This window comes from Erythrobacter ani, from assembly GCF_019204025.1.
GTDB classification, from domain to species: domain Bacteria; phylum Pseudomonadota; class Alphaproteobacteria; order Sphingomonadales; family Sphingomonadaceae; genus Erythrobacter; species Erythrobacter ani.
Genome location: NZ_JAGSPB010000002.1, coordinates 673445 through 688397, shown reverse-complemented (window position 1 = coordinate 688397; position 14953 = coordinate 673445). Strand labels below are relative to the sequence as shown.

Sequence of the window (14953 nt, the reverse complement as noted above, 5' to 3'; positions counted from 1 at the left end):
AAGCCGCTGTAGCTAACGATCCTTGGCACATCGTAAATGAAAAGGCCCCGCCGTTTTACCGGCGAGGCCTTTCTTGTCTTGGATCGGTCTGATCGGGCGATCAGAACTTGAAGCGTACGACGCCGCCATAGGTGCGCGGTGCGTTCGGGTAACCCGAAACAGTGCCGCCCTGAGCCACGCCATCGAACACCGTCAGGATGTATTCGTCATCAAGAAGGTTACGCGCGAATGCGCCAACTTCGAGACCGTTGTTCAACGCCAGTGTCACAGACGCGTTCACGAGGTTGACCTCGCGGCGGAAGATTTCGGTTCCGCCCCGCGCAAAGTTGAACGTCGGCAGACCGTTGTTGATGTCGGTGTTGCTTTCGTGGTTGTAATCGATGCGATTGATAAGCCGCGTACCGCTGGCCCATTCGTGCGTGTAGGTCGCCGAAGTCGCAATCGACCACGATGGGATACCGCCCGGACGTGCGCCGCTCAGATCCCCAAGAACGCTGTTCGGGAAGCTGTCGAAGACTGGATCGAGGTGCGTCGCCGCAAAGGTCAGAACCAGACCGTCAACCGGGTTGATCGTGGTGTCGAGCTCGAACCCGCGAACCGATTGTTGACCGGCGTTAAGCAGTGTGAAGCCAAGCCCGGTAAAGACGAAGCTCTGGAAGTTTTCGATAGTCTGATCGAACAATGCGAGGTTGATGCCAACCCCTTCCCACTGAGCCTTCAGGCCGATCTCGTAAACCTCCGCCTCTTCAGGCGCTGCGAAACGGCTACCCGTGCTGAGGTTGGGCGTTGCGATCCCGGCATCGGTGATCGGCGAGGATGGCGCGAGGAATGTCGATCCGCGAGCCGCACTCGGGCCTGGTCCCGGGGTGAAGTCAGCAGGCGTCGGCCGGCTGTCACGCGACAGGTTGACTGAACTCGCCTTGAAGCCGGTCGCGTAACTTGCGTAGACGTTGACTTCGTTGGACACCTGATACGCCGCGCGGAACAGGTATGTGAACTCGTCATCGTTGGTTTCACCCGGTTCGACAACGTTCGGTACGTCCAGGAACCCGGTCTGGAATTGCAGTGCCGAGAGACCCAGGAAAGGGTTGGTCGCAGGATCGAGCGCCGCCGCGGCAAGTCCTTGCTGCTGTGCTGCCGGAAGCGTCAAAAACGCATCGCGCGAAGTGACAGCACCCATGGTCGCCGCAGTGATGAAAGCGTCGACCACGTTCACATTGGCAAGCGGATCGGGTGCCACCGTGTTGATGATGAAGTCTTTCTGGTCATCGGTGTAGTTGAAGCCCGCAGTGATGACGAAACCGTCAAACGGCTCGAAATCGACAGTACCGAAAATCGAGTACGATTCATTGTCGAGAGCGAACAGTTCACTGCTGAGAAGGTCGCCACCGAGAATGCTCCCGATCGGGAAGCCCGCACCTGCTTCTGCAGCCTGCAATGCGGCTTCACCCGCAGCGATCTGCTGTGCTGCGGTGATCCCTGGAATTTGCGAACCGATAAGCAACGGCTGCGCTGCAAATGCAGCGCCACTTGCCGCGCTGAACGCCGCGAAATCGCGGAAGTCTTCACCGATAGTCAGCGAGCTGTTCTGCTCGATGGATTCGTCGAAATAGTAGGCACCGAGCAGGAAGTTGATCGGGCCATCGAAATCCGATGCGATGCGCAGTTCCTGGGTGAACGTGTCGACCGCCTGGTCGCGCGTTTCGACCGAAAGGTCTGCGCTGGTGAAGTCAATGTCCTGATTGAAGAAGTTGCGCAGCTCGCGATAGGCCGTGATCGAAGTGACCGAAATCGGGCCGGAGCTCCAGTCGATCTGTGCCGAGATACCGTAGTTCTCGTTCTCATTGACCGGTGCAACGTTAAGGAAGTTGTCGAAGCTGAAGAAATCGCTCGGGAACTGTCCACCGACAGCAGTGATTGCATCGGCAGTCGACGGGCCGACGATCAAGTTGCTGGTCTGGCAGCAAACCTCGTCGATCTCGGAATAGTCACCGATAAGACGAACACTGAGATCAGGCGTTGGCTCGATCAGCAACTGGCCGCGTACCGTGTAGCGGTTACGATCGTTGATCTCTTCGTTCAGGTTGATGATTTCCCCGAAACCATCGCGGTTCTGGTATGATCCATCGACCGAGAAAGCGATCACGTCGTTGATCGGTCCGGTAATGTCACCCTTCAGGAAAACCTGATTGAAATTGCCGTAGACCGCCTCGACGCTGCCGCCGAATTCGAACTGTGGTGGACGTGTGACGACCGAGATCACGCCAGCGGAAGCGTTCTTACCGAACAGGGTCGATTGCGGACCGTTTAGGACTTCGATGCGCTGCACATTCGCGAGATCGTTCAAGGCAGAAGCCGAACGCGAACGGAACACGCCGTCGATGAATACACCGACAGAAGGCTCAATACCGAAGTTGTTATCGCCGTTACCAAAACCGCGAATGATGAAAGTGGATGCTGAAGATGTCTGCAGCTGGCTGACACGCAGCGACGGTGCCACGGTCTGAAGGTCGAGGACGTCCCGGATCTGAGCCTGCTCGAGCGTCTCACCGCTCGTTACGGAAACCGAAATCGGCGTTTCCTGTAGGGTCTGTTCCCGCTTGGACGCGGTAACGATGATAACGTTGCTGCTGCCCTCGTCTTCGAGTGTCAGTTCATCAGCATCATCGCTATCGGCAAGAACGCTGTTGTCCTGAGCAAAAGCAGCACTTGGCAAGGCGACTGCGAAAGCGGCAGCACCTGCAAGCAACGTAAAACGGTACGACCCGGCCGAGCCGGAAGAAATAGAACGCATGGAAGCTCCTCTCCAATATCCCCCTCGAGTGTCGGTTGCCGTAACGGCGCGCATCCCAGATACGCTTGACCTTCCTCTCGATTAGCTAATCTAATAGGCGAGCCTCGCGGCAGCGACAAGCATCAAGCCCGCAGTAAACCTCGGGAATTGGGGCATTGTTGCAACACCGACACACTGCCGTGATCACAACATACAGCGCAGATAATCGTCAGAGCTTGCCCAATGCGCGCTCCTACGCTAGGCGCGCTGCGCATGTTGCGTTGCAGCACCAAGAGGGATCAATCGGCGAATGCCGTAGCGTCACCTCAACTGTCGCAAACCCGCCACATACCTGCATTAACCCGCGCGTCACCCTGCGTTTCGGCCGATCCCACCTTTCGATCGGTCTCTTGACTGGAATTTTTAGACATGTCCTCCTCCTTGCGAAATATCGCGATCATTGCCCACGTCGACCACGGAAAGACCACGCTCGTCGACCAGCTGTTCCGCCAATCGGGCACGTTTCGCGACAACCAGCGGATCGAAGAACGCGCGATGGATTCGGGCGATCTCGAAAAGGAACGCGGGATCACCATCCTCGCGAAGTGCACCAGCGTCGAGTGGGAGCATGACGGCGAGACGACCCGTATCAACATCGTGGACACGCCCGGACACGCCGACTTTGGTGCCGAGGTCGAGCGTATCCTGAGCATGGTGGACGGGGTTATCCTGCTGGTTGACAGCGCCGAGGGCGCGATGCCGCAGACGAAGTTCGTAACCGGGAAAGCGCTGGCGCTAGGCCTGAAGCCGATCGTCGTCGTCAACAAGATCGACCGTCCCGATGGCCGCCCGCAGGAAGTGCTCGACGAAGTGTTCGACCTGTTTGCCAGCCTCGATGCGAGCGATGAGCAGCTGGACTTCCCATCGTTGTTTGCATCGGGCCGCGATGGTTACGCCAGCGACGACGAAAGCGCGCGCGAAGGCACGTTGGAGCCGCTGTTCAAGCTCATCACGCAGCACGTCCCTGCCCCAGGTCTGGATACAGAAGGCAAGTTCAGCTTCCTTGCAACCCTGCTTGACCGCGATAACTTCATGGGCCGCGTCATCACAGGCCGCGTCCAGTCCGGCACGATTAACGTCAACGACCCGATTCACGCGATCGACATGGACGGCAACGTGATCGAGACCGGTCGCGCAACCAAGCTGATGAGCTTCGACGGGCTGGAGCGGGTGCCGGTCGAAAGCGCGAAGGCAGGCGACATCATCGCGCTTGCCGGACTTGAAAAGGCGACCGTCGCCAACACCATTTGCGATCCGTCGGTCACCGAACCGATTGCCGCACAGCCAATCGATCCGCCGACGCTGGCCATGCGTTTTGCCGTCAATGACAGCCCTCTTGCGGGGCGCGAGGGCGACAAGGTCACGAGCCGCATGATCCGCGATCGCCTGCTGCGCGAAGCAGAAACCAATGTCGCCATCCGCGTGACCGAAGCCGATGACAAGGACGCTTTCGAAGTTGCTGGCCGCGGCGAGCTCCAACTCGGCGTGCTGATCGAGACCATGCGCCGCGAAGGTTTCGAACTGGGGATCTCGCGTCCGCGCGTTCTGCTTCGCGAAGAAGATGGACAGAAGATGGAGCCGTACGAAACAGTCGTGATCGATGTCGATGACGAGCACTCCGGCACGGTCGTCGAGAAGATGCAGCGCCGCAAGGCAGATCTCACGGAAATGCGCCCTTCCGGCCAGGGGAAGACCCGCATCACTTTCTCCGCCCCTTCGCGCGGCCTTATCGGCTATCATGGCGAATTCCTGTCCGATACGCGCGGCACGGGGATCATGAACCGCCTGTTCGAAAAATATGGCCCGTACAAAGGCGCGATCGAAGGCCGTATCAACGGCGTCCTCATTTCCAACGGCGACGGCGAGGCGAACGCATATGCGCTCAACATGCTGGAGGAGCGCGGCGAGCTGTTTGTTGCCCCGCAAATGAAGCTGTATGAAGGCATGGTCATCGGCGAGAACGCGAAACCAGACGATCTCGAAGTCAATCCCATGAAAGCGAAACAGCTTTCCAACGTCCGGTCCACGGGCAAGGACGACGCGATCCGCCTCACCCCGCCGCGTCGCATGACGCTCGAGCAGTCGATCGCCTATATCGACAATGACGAGATGGTTGAGGTAACCCCGCAATCAATCCGCTTGCGCAAGACATTGCTGTGCCCGCACGAGCGGAAGAAGGCGAAGCGCAAAAAGGACGTCTGAGCCGCGGCGCTAGTTCGCGTTGAGATCGCCTCGGACGAGCGCTTCCTTGTCTTTCATCCTGCTCGTGATGAAGTCGGCCACCGCGCGTATGCGCGGGGTCTGCTTGAGATCAGGGTGAGTGAGCACCCAGAAATCCTGCTGGGGCACAGGCGCCTGCGCGGAAAGGCGGACTAGGTTCGGTTGCGGGTCGGCCATGAAACACGCCCCCCGGCCAAGCCCCTTCCCTGCAACCAGTGCAAGGTGCCGCACCGATATATCGTCGATTACGAGTTCGATGGGGGCTTCAGGATAGGGCGAGCTTTCGCGCCAACCCGGCCAATATCCATCCGAGGCCGGGGCAATCCAGCGCAGCTCCTTGCGCGGTGTCGAAGCGAGATATTCGCGATCGGCATAATACGTCACGCAATTCGGGAACAGCCGCCGGCCGACAAGATGGCCGGGTGGCTCATGTGCGCCGCGAACCACGACATCCGCCTCCAACCGGTCGAGATCGACGAAGCGAGAACTGGTCTGCACGCGCAACTCGATTTGCGGAAACAGCTTTCCAAATTCGAAGAGGTCATCAAGCAGTAGGTACTGCGCGACTGGCTCCGACAAGGAAAGGTTGACCACGCCCGACAAATCCTGATCGACCGCCTTCTGGTGGCGAGCACCTGCCAAGGTCAGCCCCTCGATCCGCTGCGCCACGTCAATCAGAGCGGTGCCGAGCGGCGTCGCGCGATATCCATTGGGATTTTTTTCGAACACTCGGCCGCGCGCGTGTTCAATGCTGGCAAGGCGGCGCGATACGGTCGTGTGCGTCAGGCCAAGTTCCAACGCCGCCGCCCGCAATGTGCCGGCCCGGGCCAGTGCGAGTATCAGTCGGTAATCATCCCAATCGTTCATTGGAACGTTTTTGCACCATCAACCGAGAAATTCTAGCCGATACTTCACCCTCTGACCCGGTCATGGTGCGTAAATCAACCAACTCAGTGCGGAGCACTACTATGCCAGAGTTCAACACACTTCCGCTTTTAACGACCGCGGCAGCTGCCGGACTGCTCGCCGCGTGCGGCAGTCCGCTTGTTCCAAAATCCGCGCTAGCACAACCGACCGAGGCTCCTGCGCGTGCCGGATTCACTGTGGACTTGGATAAAGGTGATGTGCTGCAGGTCATTGCTCCGCAGTCGCGAGAGGACGGAGCCAGCACACGCGAGGCCTATTATCGGCAAACAATTCCAGCAGCCGAAGCGCTCGGCTTTCAGCGCCACGGTCAGCTCAATGTGCGGCAAAAGGTAATCAGCGATTGGGATCCGGGCGCTTTCATCTTCTTCTCGTGGCCGGACCAGCCGAGCCTTACCGCATTCGAGGCACGCCCCGAATGGCCATCGGTCTTAGCCACCCGTTCCAACGGGTGGGAAGAACTCCGGATTTTCAGCCTCGAACTCAAGCAAGACCTAGAATTGCAGTTCGATCCGGAAAAGCATTACACGGTCGTAGTCGCTTGGCTCAACTCGGATGGGAATGCCGATTACGATCGGTACCTCGACGGGATCGAACCAGCGATGGCGCGAGCCGGAGGGCGCTTCGTCCACAAGCTGCGTGGTCCATCGATGGAGGCGCTGGATGCGCCGCCCGGTGCGCCTGGCCAGATCACGTTCGTCGAATGGGACAGCACCGATGGCTTCGCGCAGGTCCAGCAATCGCCCGAATACCGCGCACACCAACAATACTTCGCATCCGGGGTGGAACGGTTCGAATTTTACTGGCTCGAAACGCCGCGATAGGACTGCTGTCATTGGTCATCTCCGCGTAGAATAAACTCAGCCATTTCCGATGAAGGCACGCACGATCCCCACGGCGGCCAAGCAGGCCGCTGGATGCAGACTTGGTCAGAACAATTCGAGCCTTGCGTTGATCCCAATGGTTACAAGCAAGGTCTGCCAGTTTACAGACGCTGGCATTTCTAGGGCTTGCCACCGTGTGCTCGACACCTACGATGCCCTTCCTCGTATAAGAATGTCCCATAATGACCATGAGATGATCGCTTGAGAACCAGCCTCCAGCTCCCATGTCAGTCTGATGGCCTGACGACGAAATATTTGTGAGAGCAACAATCTTGTCGAAGCGTCGGCACGCCATTTACCTTATGCTTTGTGCACTGTTGCTCGTATTTGAGGTCGCCCCGAATTACGCCCAATCACAAAGCGCCTGCGATCTCCTGTTGGCAGACCTGCCCCCGCGAGGGCCTGAAAGATTGGAAGCAGGGAGCACGTGCGTTTCAGAACTGCCCACTCTCCCGGCGGCAGATCAATCGCGCATCGTGCGTCACTATGCGCGGCAATTGCCCGATTACATCAATCCTGCGGAAATCGACGCTCTGGTATCCCGGCTCGACCCCGATATTTCTCTGCCGCTCGCTGCCTACGCTGCCCGATATTCTGCGATTGGCCCCGGCGAAGAGCGGTCTCGGCAAGTTGCGGATATCGTAAGAAGAGCCGATCAGCGAGGTGATACGCTGGCGAGAGCACATATAGAATTCGTCGTTGCCGCGCGTATTTTTCGAAGAGGCGGTGATAGTGCCGCGATGGAACGACACCTTGAGCGTGCGTTTGCCTACGCGGTGGCGGCGGATGCGGTCGGCCTGTTCCCGTACATCACCAATTCGCTCGCTGTGCGCGCCAAGATCGATGGCGAGTACGATCTGGCAATTACCCGCTATCGGGCGGCCCTGAAACAGTTCGAGCTGATCGGCGACCTGGGATCGACCGGCATCGCCTATGCCAATATCGCCAATATCTTCTCAGATTTGGGAGACAATCAGCAGGCGACAGAAATGAATCGCCGAGCGATAGAAATCTACAGGGAGCACTCACCCGAACAAGAGCAGAGGCTCGCGACTGCTTATACCAATCTTGGTACCACCTATTCGGCTGAACAAAAGCACGACGAAGCGATCGCTGCATTCGAACAGGCGAGGAGGTATAGTGATCGGCTCGACACGCGCAGGCTGGATGGCCTGATAAATTACCAGAACGCATTGGCGCTTTTTGCCATGGGAAATCGCAGTGAAGCGATCGAAATGGCCGAACAGTCGATCAATGAAACTCTCGAACATCGCGATCCATCGGAGGCTGCAACAGCGCTCAACTGGCTCGCCGCTCGTTACCTCGAAAATGAAGAGCTTATCGCGACACAGCAGGCGCTCGACCGTGCCAGAGCGATCATGGAACCCGATCAACAAGGCGCGGATGGCCTGCTGGCCAATCCCGGCAACACCTATTGGGCACAGGAGTATGCCCAGAGTATGGGTTCGCTGCTTGTCGCGCTCGGTCGAAAGAGCGAGGCCTCGGAATACTTCGATGTCGCGCTGCAGCTGAGCAATGAACGCTTCGAACGTGAAAAACTGAGCGCTGTCGTAAACAGCGAGCTCTTGTTCGAAGTTCGCGATCGAGATCTGCGCCTTCAGTTGATGGAGGACAACGCCACCATTGCAGAACTTGAACTGCGACAATCTCGGTTACAGCTGCTTGTTGCGATCGCCGCAGCGCTGGTTATCGCGATGGTCGGTTTGGTCCTGTATCGCTCCTACCGCGAGCAAAAACGCGAGGCGAAAGCGAAACACGTTTTCTTCAATGAAATCCATCATCGCACCAAGAACAATCTGCAACTGCTCTCGAGCGTGCTGAACCTTGAGGCGCGGCGAGCCGATAACAAAGAGGGCGGTCCCGGCAGCCGCGAAAGTGCAGCGAACCGGGCGCGGCTGATGGCTCTCGTCCACGATCACATCTACGCTGACGAAGCTCTTAACTCGACAATGTTGGATCTCCACGAATTCATTGATGACCTCATGGTCCTTCTGGAAGGAAGTTTGGGCCGCGAGGATATCGCGCTCACTTGGCGCGTGGATTGCAACCGCCTTGACGTTAATGAACTAACCCCGCTCGGCTTGCTGATTAGCGAGCTCGTCACCAACGCGTACAAGCATGGCTTTACCGACAGCGGCGGGACGGTGAATGTACTCTTGGAATCGCATAAAGCGGGCTTCCGTCTGGTGGTGGAGGACGATGGCTGCGGTTTTTCAGGGGACCCCATGGTCCGCAAGTCAGGGAGTTTGGGCCTGACCTTGGTCGACGACCTGGTCGAGCAGCTCGATGCGACCTGCGATGTCGAAACCGGCCGTGATGGAACACGTTGGATTATCGTATCGCGCGCTAAATCCTGATCGAAGCGAGCATTCAGATACGGGCAGCAGTGCTGCCAATGTCGGAAACCACTCACCGAACTTAGCCCTCGCGTCCGTGACCCGTTGTCCCAGCGGTTCAGTGGCCAAACCATGCGCTCCCTGTTAGGCGCGCTTGCATCATGAACACCGCCACCCTCGCCTCGCTCGCCGCCTATTTTGTCCTAATGATCGGCATCGGTATCTACGCCTGGCGCAAATCGACTTCGGACAGCGAGGGATATCTGCTCGCCGGGCGCAACCTGCCGCCGTCCGTCGCTGCATTGTCGGCCGGAGCGAGCGACATGTCCGGCTGGCTGCTTCTCGGCCTGCCTGGCGCGCTTTACGCTGCTGGTCTGGTAGAGGCGTGGATCGGCATTGGTCTGTTCGTGGGCGCGGTTGCCAACTGGTTCATCGTCGCCCCGCGCCTGCGCGAGCAAACGGAAAGGTTTGGCAATGCGCTCACGATCCCGCAATTCCTAGCCAATCGCTTCCCGGACAAGGCGATAGCGCTGCGTGTCATCTCCGCTATCGTTATCGTTGTATTCTTCACCGTCTACACCGCCGCAGGTCTGGTAGGCGGAGGCAAGTTGTTCGAAACCGCGTTTGCCGGGCTGCTCCCCGGCGTCGGAATGAGCGATTACATGCTCGGGATCTTCATCACGGCAGGCATCGTCTTGGCCTATACGATGGTCGGCGGTTTTCTGGCAGTCAGCCTCACCGATTTCGTCCAGGGTATCATCATGATGCTGGCTCTGGTCATCATGCCACTGGTCGTGATGTTTGGCAGCGGCGGCGATGCGGGCGGTTCGATTGCCGATGTGCCTGTGCCGGGATTTCTGAGCCTCACCGAAGGGCTTACTGCGCTCGGCTTCATCAGTGCAGTCACCTGGGGTCTCGGCTATTTTGGGCAGCCGCATATCATCGTGCGCTTCATGGCCATCGATACGGTCGCCAAGGTCGCCCGCGCGCGAAACTACGGATTGAGTTGGATGGCAATTTCGCTGATGGGCGCGATCGCCATGGGCCTCGCCGGACGTGCCTATGCGGAGCGAAATGGACTGGTTGTGGAAGATCCCGAAACGATCTTCATCATCCTGTCCGAATTGCTTTTCCATCCGCTCATCACAGGCTTTCTGTTCGCCGCGTTGCTGGCCGCGATCATGAGCACGATTTCATCGCAATTGCTGGTATCTTCGAGTTCCTTGACCGAGGATTTCTACCGCCTGTTCCTGCGCAAGCAGGCCAGCGAAACCGAAGCGGTCAATGTCGGCCGCGTCTGCGTCGCGCTGGTAGCGATTGCAGCGATTGTGATCGCAAGCAATCCGGACAGCCAGGTGCTCGGACTGGTCGCGAATGCGTGGGCAGGTTTTGGGGCGGCATTCGGTCCACTTATCATACTTTCACTGACATGGCGGGGCATGACCGGCGCGGGCGCAGTGGCCGGGCTGGTGACCGGAGCGCTTGTCGCCGGACTTTGGATCGCGTTCGGCTTCAACGCCGATTTTGTCGGCGGTCAGGGCCTGTATGAAATTGTGCCGGGATTCGTCGCCGCATGGCTGGCGATTGTCACCGTAAGCAAGGCGACGCAGGCGGGTACGCGCCAGGTGCCGGCGGAATAAACTTGCGCAGGCCTGTAACTTTGTAGGGGAGAAGGGCGAATTCCATGGTGAACTTGCCGGCGCTTTGCCGGTTTATTTTTAGGACCCTGGAGCCCCTTTTCACATGACCCGACTGTTCATTCTTATCGCCACAATTGCGGCCGCCGTCGTCGGCGCGATGCAATTGTCCGCCGCCGCCAATACCGATGGCTGGCAAGTCTACGACGAAGCCGAATTTGTTATGGCGCAAGGCAAAGGCAAGACGATCGTCGTCGATGTCTACGCCAATTGGTGCCCGACCTGCCGCGCGCAGGCTCCGATCATGGACGAGCTTCGCGCCGAGAAGCAGAGCGGCGACGTGCTTTTCGTCAAAGTCGATTTCGATGAGGAGAAAGACTTCCTTCGCCAGCATCGCATCCCGCGCCAGTCCACCATCCTGGTGTTCGACGGCGAAGCCGAAGTGATGCGGTCCATCGCGGAAACCGATAGGACCCGGCTGCGTCAGAAGGTGCTCGGCGCGCTCTGACGCGCCGGCCATCAATCTCGGGCTGATCTGTAATGTTCGTTAGTGCATTTCTGTCTTTCGTCGCCGGGTTGGTGACGATCCTCAATCCGTGCGTGCTTCCGCTGGTGCCGATCCTAGTTGCTTCGGCGCTCGGCAAGAGCCGGTTCGGCCCACTTGCGCTGGCGGGCGGACTGGTGACGAGCTTTACACTGTTCGGCTTTACCGTGATCGCGTTCGGATATTCGCTCGGCATCAACGAGCAAGCCGTGCGTGTGTTTGCGGGAGCCATGTTGGCCGCAGCCGGATTTGTTCTGCTCGTGCCGCAGGCGCAGGCTGCGCTGACAGCAGCGGCCGCCCCAGTAGCGAATTTCGGCAATCAGCGCCTCGCGAAACTGAGCGGAGACGGCGCGGGCGGCCAGTATGCCATCGGGTTGCTGCTCGGGATTGTCTGGGCGCCCTGCGTCGGCCCCACGCTCGGCGTGGCAATTGCCGCCGCGAGCCAGGGCCAGAACCTTGTCGGCAGTTTCCTGGTATTCCTGATCTTTGGCCTCGGCGTCGCAACATCGGTGCTGGCATTTGCCTATGGATCTCGCAAAGCACTGGGCGAACGGCGCAAGTCGCTCCAGACGCTTGCCAAATACGGCAAGCCACTGTTCGGCGCTGCGTTGCTGGTTGTCGGGTCGATGGTCCTTACCGGCTTCGACAAGGTGGTCGAAATCATCGTGCTCGATGCACTTCCAGCAGGCCTTGTCCAGTTCACGACCCAGTTCTGATCGCTTCATCCTTTTCCCTGCGCTGCCATTGGTTCATATTGCTGCAGCTTTTGGAGAGGGAGAGCCAATATGAATGATGAAACCGGCCCGCGGGTCACAGGGCTAGGCGGCGTATTCTATGTTGCGGCGGATCCTGAGGCGACCCGAGCATGGTATCGCGACATGCTGGGCGTGGATGGCGAATATGGACCGCAGCTAGCATGGTCGGAAGAACCCAAAGCCAATCCCTATTCGCTGATCAGCCACTTCAAGGACGAGCAATACATCAAGCCGGGTAAAGGCGGCTTCATGATCAATCTGCGGGTCAACGATCTCAACGGGTTTTGCAAAAAACTCAAAACCAAAGGCGTGAAAGTGCTCGACACTGCCGATGAAGGGTACGGCAAGTTTGCCTGGATACTCGACCCCAACGGGATCAAGATCGAGCTGTGGGAGCAGGTCGCCGAAGAACTTCCGTGAGCGGTCGCCAGGCGCGGTTCCTTAGGCTTCTATTAACCATAAGTCGCTGATACCTTATCGCATGATGACTTTCGCGATCCGTTGGACCCGGCATTGTCGCAATGCGGCGCTGCTTTCTGGTGCCTTGTTATTGGGAGCCTGCGGGGGTGCTGTACCCCACGGATCGGCAAGTCGCACTTCCAGCGACACCTCCTCCCCAGGCCGGCTCGCTTCCACGCCGCCGCAGATCGCGCCGCGCGCAGGTGACGCACGGTGCATGGCAGGACTGCGCGATGCGGGCGCACGGTTTTCTGCCTTGCCTGACTCTTATGCGGGGCCGGGATGCAACAAGATCGGGACAGTTCAGCTCTCCGCCCTTGCGGGCGATGGATCGCAATTCGGCATTACGAATATCGGTCCGGTCCAGTGCCAGACGGCATCGGCATTCAGCGCGTGGGCCCGGTATGGTGTCGACCGAGCCGCTCGGCAAATCCTTGGCAGCCCGCTCGCCCGGATCGAAACTATGGGTAGCTATGCCTGCCGCAACATTGCCGGATCCGGGCGCCGCTCGGCCCATGCGACTGCGGGCGCGATAGACGTATCGGGATTTGTACTCGAAGATGGCCGCCGCATTACGGTTTCCAGAGACTGGAATGGTGGAAGTGCCGCCGAACGCGAATTCCTGAGAGTGATCCACGAGAGCGCGTGCAAGCGGTTCGGCACTGTACTCGGCCCGGATTACAACCGCGCGCATGAGGATCATTTTCACCTGGAAGGAACCGGCGCCGAATTCTGCCGATAATCCGTGCATTCAAGCGCTAATGTTAGGCTCAAGCTTCGCCTCGAGCCGCAGCCGTACCGCATCCGCTGCATGGCGCGCACCCAGCTTATGCATCATGTTCGCACGGTGGATTTCGACCGTTCGCGGGCTTATTTCCAGCCGCCGCGCTATCACCTTGTTGCTGCTTCCCTCAGTCAACCAGTCGAGCACTTCGCGTTCACGAACCGAAAGATTGGCGATCCGGCCGCGCGCCTCGATCATTCGGCGGCGCGCCGCTCCGAAGACTTCGGCTTCTTTCTCAACCCGGGCGAGGCATCGCGCAACCCGGTCGGCATCCAGTGGCAAAGACAGATATCCAGCGCCCCGGCCTTTATCGCCTCGACGATCCGTCCTGGTCGTGGCTGCGCTTCCACAGCGATCAGGGGTAACCAGATACCCAGCTTGCCCAGGCGATCCAGGATAACAGCGACCCCGCCCTCCTCAGCACTGTCGCGCGCGATGATGATTCCCTCGCGCGGCGGATGCGAGGAAAGCTCCGACAGGTCGCCATAGACCTCGGAATGGTGGCCCAGCGAAAATCCCACTCTCGCCAATTCGGCGCGGTGGCGGCTCGATGAGTCGATGAAATGAAGAGAAGCTTTGCGTGACATGGCCAACGTGAAACCACGTAACGCAACCGCGATCACGCAAGACTGAAACCGATCTCGATCAATCGGAGTGAGGCAGCGCGAATAAAGACTCAAACCCCTGGAATTCGTGGATAATTACATCCAAATTGGACAATACTCCAGTCCAGAGTGCGGCCGGCTCCAGGCTAACTTATTCCGAATGGTGACTAATCTTGCGGTGTGAAGCTGTACCCTGGCAGCGAATGGAACGCCGCTTTCAATGCGTCGCCCCATCCCGAGGAAATCGAATTGAAGTACGCATCCTCAGCGGTAACCCGGTGTTCGTGGGTCGGCCCGAATTTGTCTTTCTCAACGACCAGCAGGTCCAGCGGGAGGCCAACCGAAAGGTTTGCCTTGAGCGTGGAGTCGAACGACACCATGAGCAGCTTAACTGCATCTTCGAAACTCATGTCGCGGTCATATCCGCGAAGGATAATCGGCCTGCCGTACTTGGTCTCGCCAATCTGGAAGAACGGCGTGTCCCAGCTTGCCTCGATGAAATTGCCCTCGGGGTAGATCATGAACAAGCGCGGCTCCATGCCCGCAATCTGCCCGGCAACGATGATGGAGGCGGTAAAACGGCCCTTCCCGCGATCGCCGTTCGCCTGTTGACGTTCTTCGATTGTGGTGCGGAGCAGCTTCCCAATTTCGCTGACCACGCTGAACATCGTCGGACCGTTCAGCAGCGTCGTCTCGCGCTCATCGGGCTCCTTCGTGCGCTCTTCGAGCTTGCTGACGACGGCCTGCGTCGTGGCTAGGTTCCCGGCGGTCATGACCGCGATCATGCGCTCTCCCGGCACCTGCCAATGGAACATCTTACGAAAAACCGAGATGTTATCGACGCCGGAATTGGTGCGTGTGTCGCTCATCAGGACAAGTCCCTTGTCGACGATCATTCCGACGCAATATGTCATCTAGTTTCTCCGAATTCTGGCGCAGTTGTGAGGTGAA

At 58.7% G+C, this 14953-nt stretch carries 13 protein-coding genes; 8 read left to right on the top strand and 5 right to left on the bottom strand.

Annotated elements, in window-relative coordinates; translation table 11 throughout:
* Positions 1–100 precede the first annotated feature (100 nt).
* On the bottom strand, positions 101–2794 hold the full coding sequence (locus tag KCG45_RS10180) for a TonB-dependent receptor (RefSeq protein ID WP_218317128.1): 2694 nt from the start codon (positions 2792–2794) through the stop codon (positions 101–103).
* 408 nt (positions 2795–3202) lie between these two features.
* Between KCG45_RS10180 and typA the strand changes: the two genes are divergently transcribed.
* Positions 3203–5035 (top strand): translational GTPase TypA, encoded by a 1833-nt coding sequence (gene typA, locus KCG45_RS10175; RefSeq protein WP_218317127.1) that lies wholly within the window; start codon positions 3203–3205, stop codon positions 5033–5035.
* A gap of 9 nt (positions 5036–5044) precedes the next feature.
* On the opposite strand, the gene KCG45_RS10170 is transcribed toward typA, so the two are convergent.
* Positions 5045–5920, bottom strand: a complete 876-nt coding sequence (locus KCG45_RS10170) for a LysR family transcriptional regulator (protein ID WP_218317126.1) — start codon at positions 5918–5920, stop codon at positions 5045–5047.
* A gap of 101 nt (positions 5921–6021) precedes the next feature.
* On the opposite strand from KCG45_RS10170, the gene KCG45_RS10165 reads away from it, so the two are divergent.
* The 7 genes from KCG45_RS10165 (at position 6022) to KCG45_RS10135 (ending at position 13355) form a co-directional block, all read left to right on the top strand.
* Positions 6022–6801: a DUF1330 domain-containing protein gene (locus tag KCG45_RS10165; RefSeq protein WP_218317125.1), complete on the top strand. Its 780-nt coding sequence runs from the start codon at positions 6022–6024 to the stop codon at positions 6799–6801.
* A 470-nt stretch (positions 6802–7271) separates the two neighbouring features.
* Positions 7272–9239 (top strand): tetratricopeptide repeat protein, encoded by a 1968-nt coding sequence (locus KCG45_RS10160; RefSeq protein WP_218317124.1) that lies wholly within the window; start codon positions 7272–7274, stop codon positions 9237–9239.
* Positions 9240–9379: 140 nt separating this feature from the next.
* Positions 9380–10858: a sodium/proline symporter PutP gene (gene putP / locus KCG45_RS10155; RefSeq protein ID WP_218317123.1), complete on the top strand. Its 1479-nt coding sequence runs from the start codon at positions 9380–9382 to the stop codon at positions 10856–10858.
* A 103-nt stretch (positions 10859–10961) separates the two neighbouring features.
* The gene (locus KCG45_RS10150) at positions 10962–11363 is read left to right on the top strand and encodes a thioredoxin family protein (protein ID WP_218317122.1); all 402 of its coding nucleotides are present in this window, start codon (positions 10962–10964) and stop codon (positions 11361–11363) included.
* A 32-nt stretch (positions 11364–11395) separates the two neighbouring features.
* Positions 11396–12115 carry a cytochrome c biogenesis CcdA family protein gene (locus KCG45_RS10145; protein WP_218317121.1) on the top strand — a complete coding sequence of 240 codons (720 nt, stop codon included), beginning with the start codon at positions 11396–11398 and terminating at the stop codon, positions 12113–12115.
* Positions 12116–12184: 69 nt separating this feature from the next.
* Positions 12185–12574 (top strand): VOC family protein, encoded by a 390-nt coding sequence (locus KCG45_RS10140; protein ID WP_218317120.1) that lies wholly within the window; start codon positions 12185–12187, stop codon positions 12572–12574.
* A 256-nt stretch (positions 12575–12830) separates the two neighbouring features.
* A complete protein-coding gene (locus KCG45_RS10135) occupies positions 12831–13355 on the top strand; it encodes an extensin family protein (RefSeq protein ID WP_369410775.1) in 525 nt (174 codons plus the stop codon).
* Between the two features lie 9 nt (positions 13356–13364).
* Here the strand turns inward: KCG45_RS10135 and KCG45_RS15505 are convergent, their stop codons facing one another.
* The 3 genes from KCG45_RS15505 to KCG45_RS10125 all read right to left on the bottom strand — a co-directional run bounded on the left by KCG45_RS15505 (position 13365) and on the right by KCG45_RS10125 (position 14916).
* Positions 13365–13595 carry a response regulator transcription factor gene (locus tag KCG45_RS15505; protein WP_255548125.1) on the bottom strand — a complete coding sequence of 77 codons (231 nt, stop codon included), beginning with the start codon at positions 13593–13595 and terminating at the stop codon, positions 13365–13367.
* Entirely contained in the window at positions 13592–14020 is a 429-nt protein-coding gene (locus KCG45_RS15500) for a response regulator transcription factor (protein WP_255548124.1), read from the bottom strand. The genes KCG45_RS15505 and KCG45_RS15500 overlap by 4 nt, the downstream gene beginning before the upstream one ends.
* Positions 14021–14169: 149 nt before the next feature.
* Complete coding sequence (locus KCG45_RS10125) at positions 14170–14916, bottom strand: proteasome-type protease (RefSeq protein ID WP_218317119.1); 747 nt, start codon at positions 14914–14916, stop codon at positions 14170–14172.
* Positions 14917–14953: the final 37 nt, after the last annotated feature.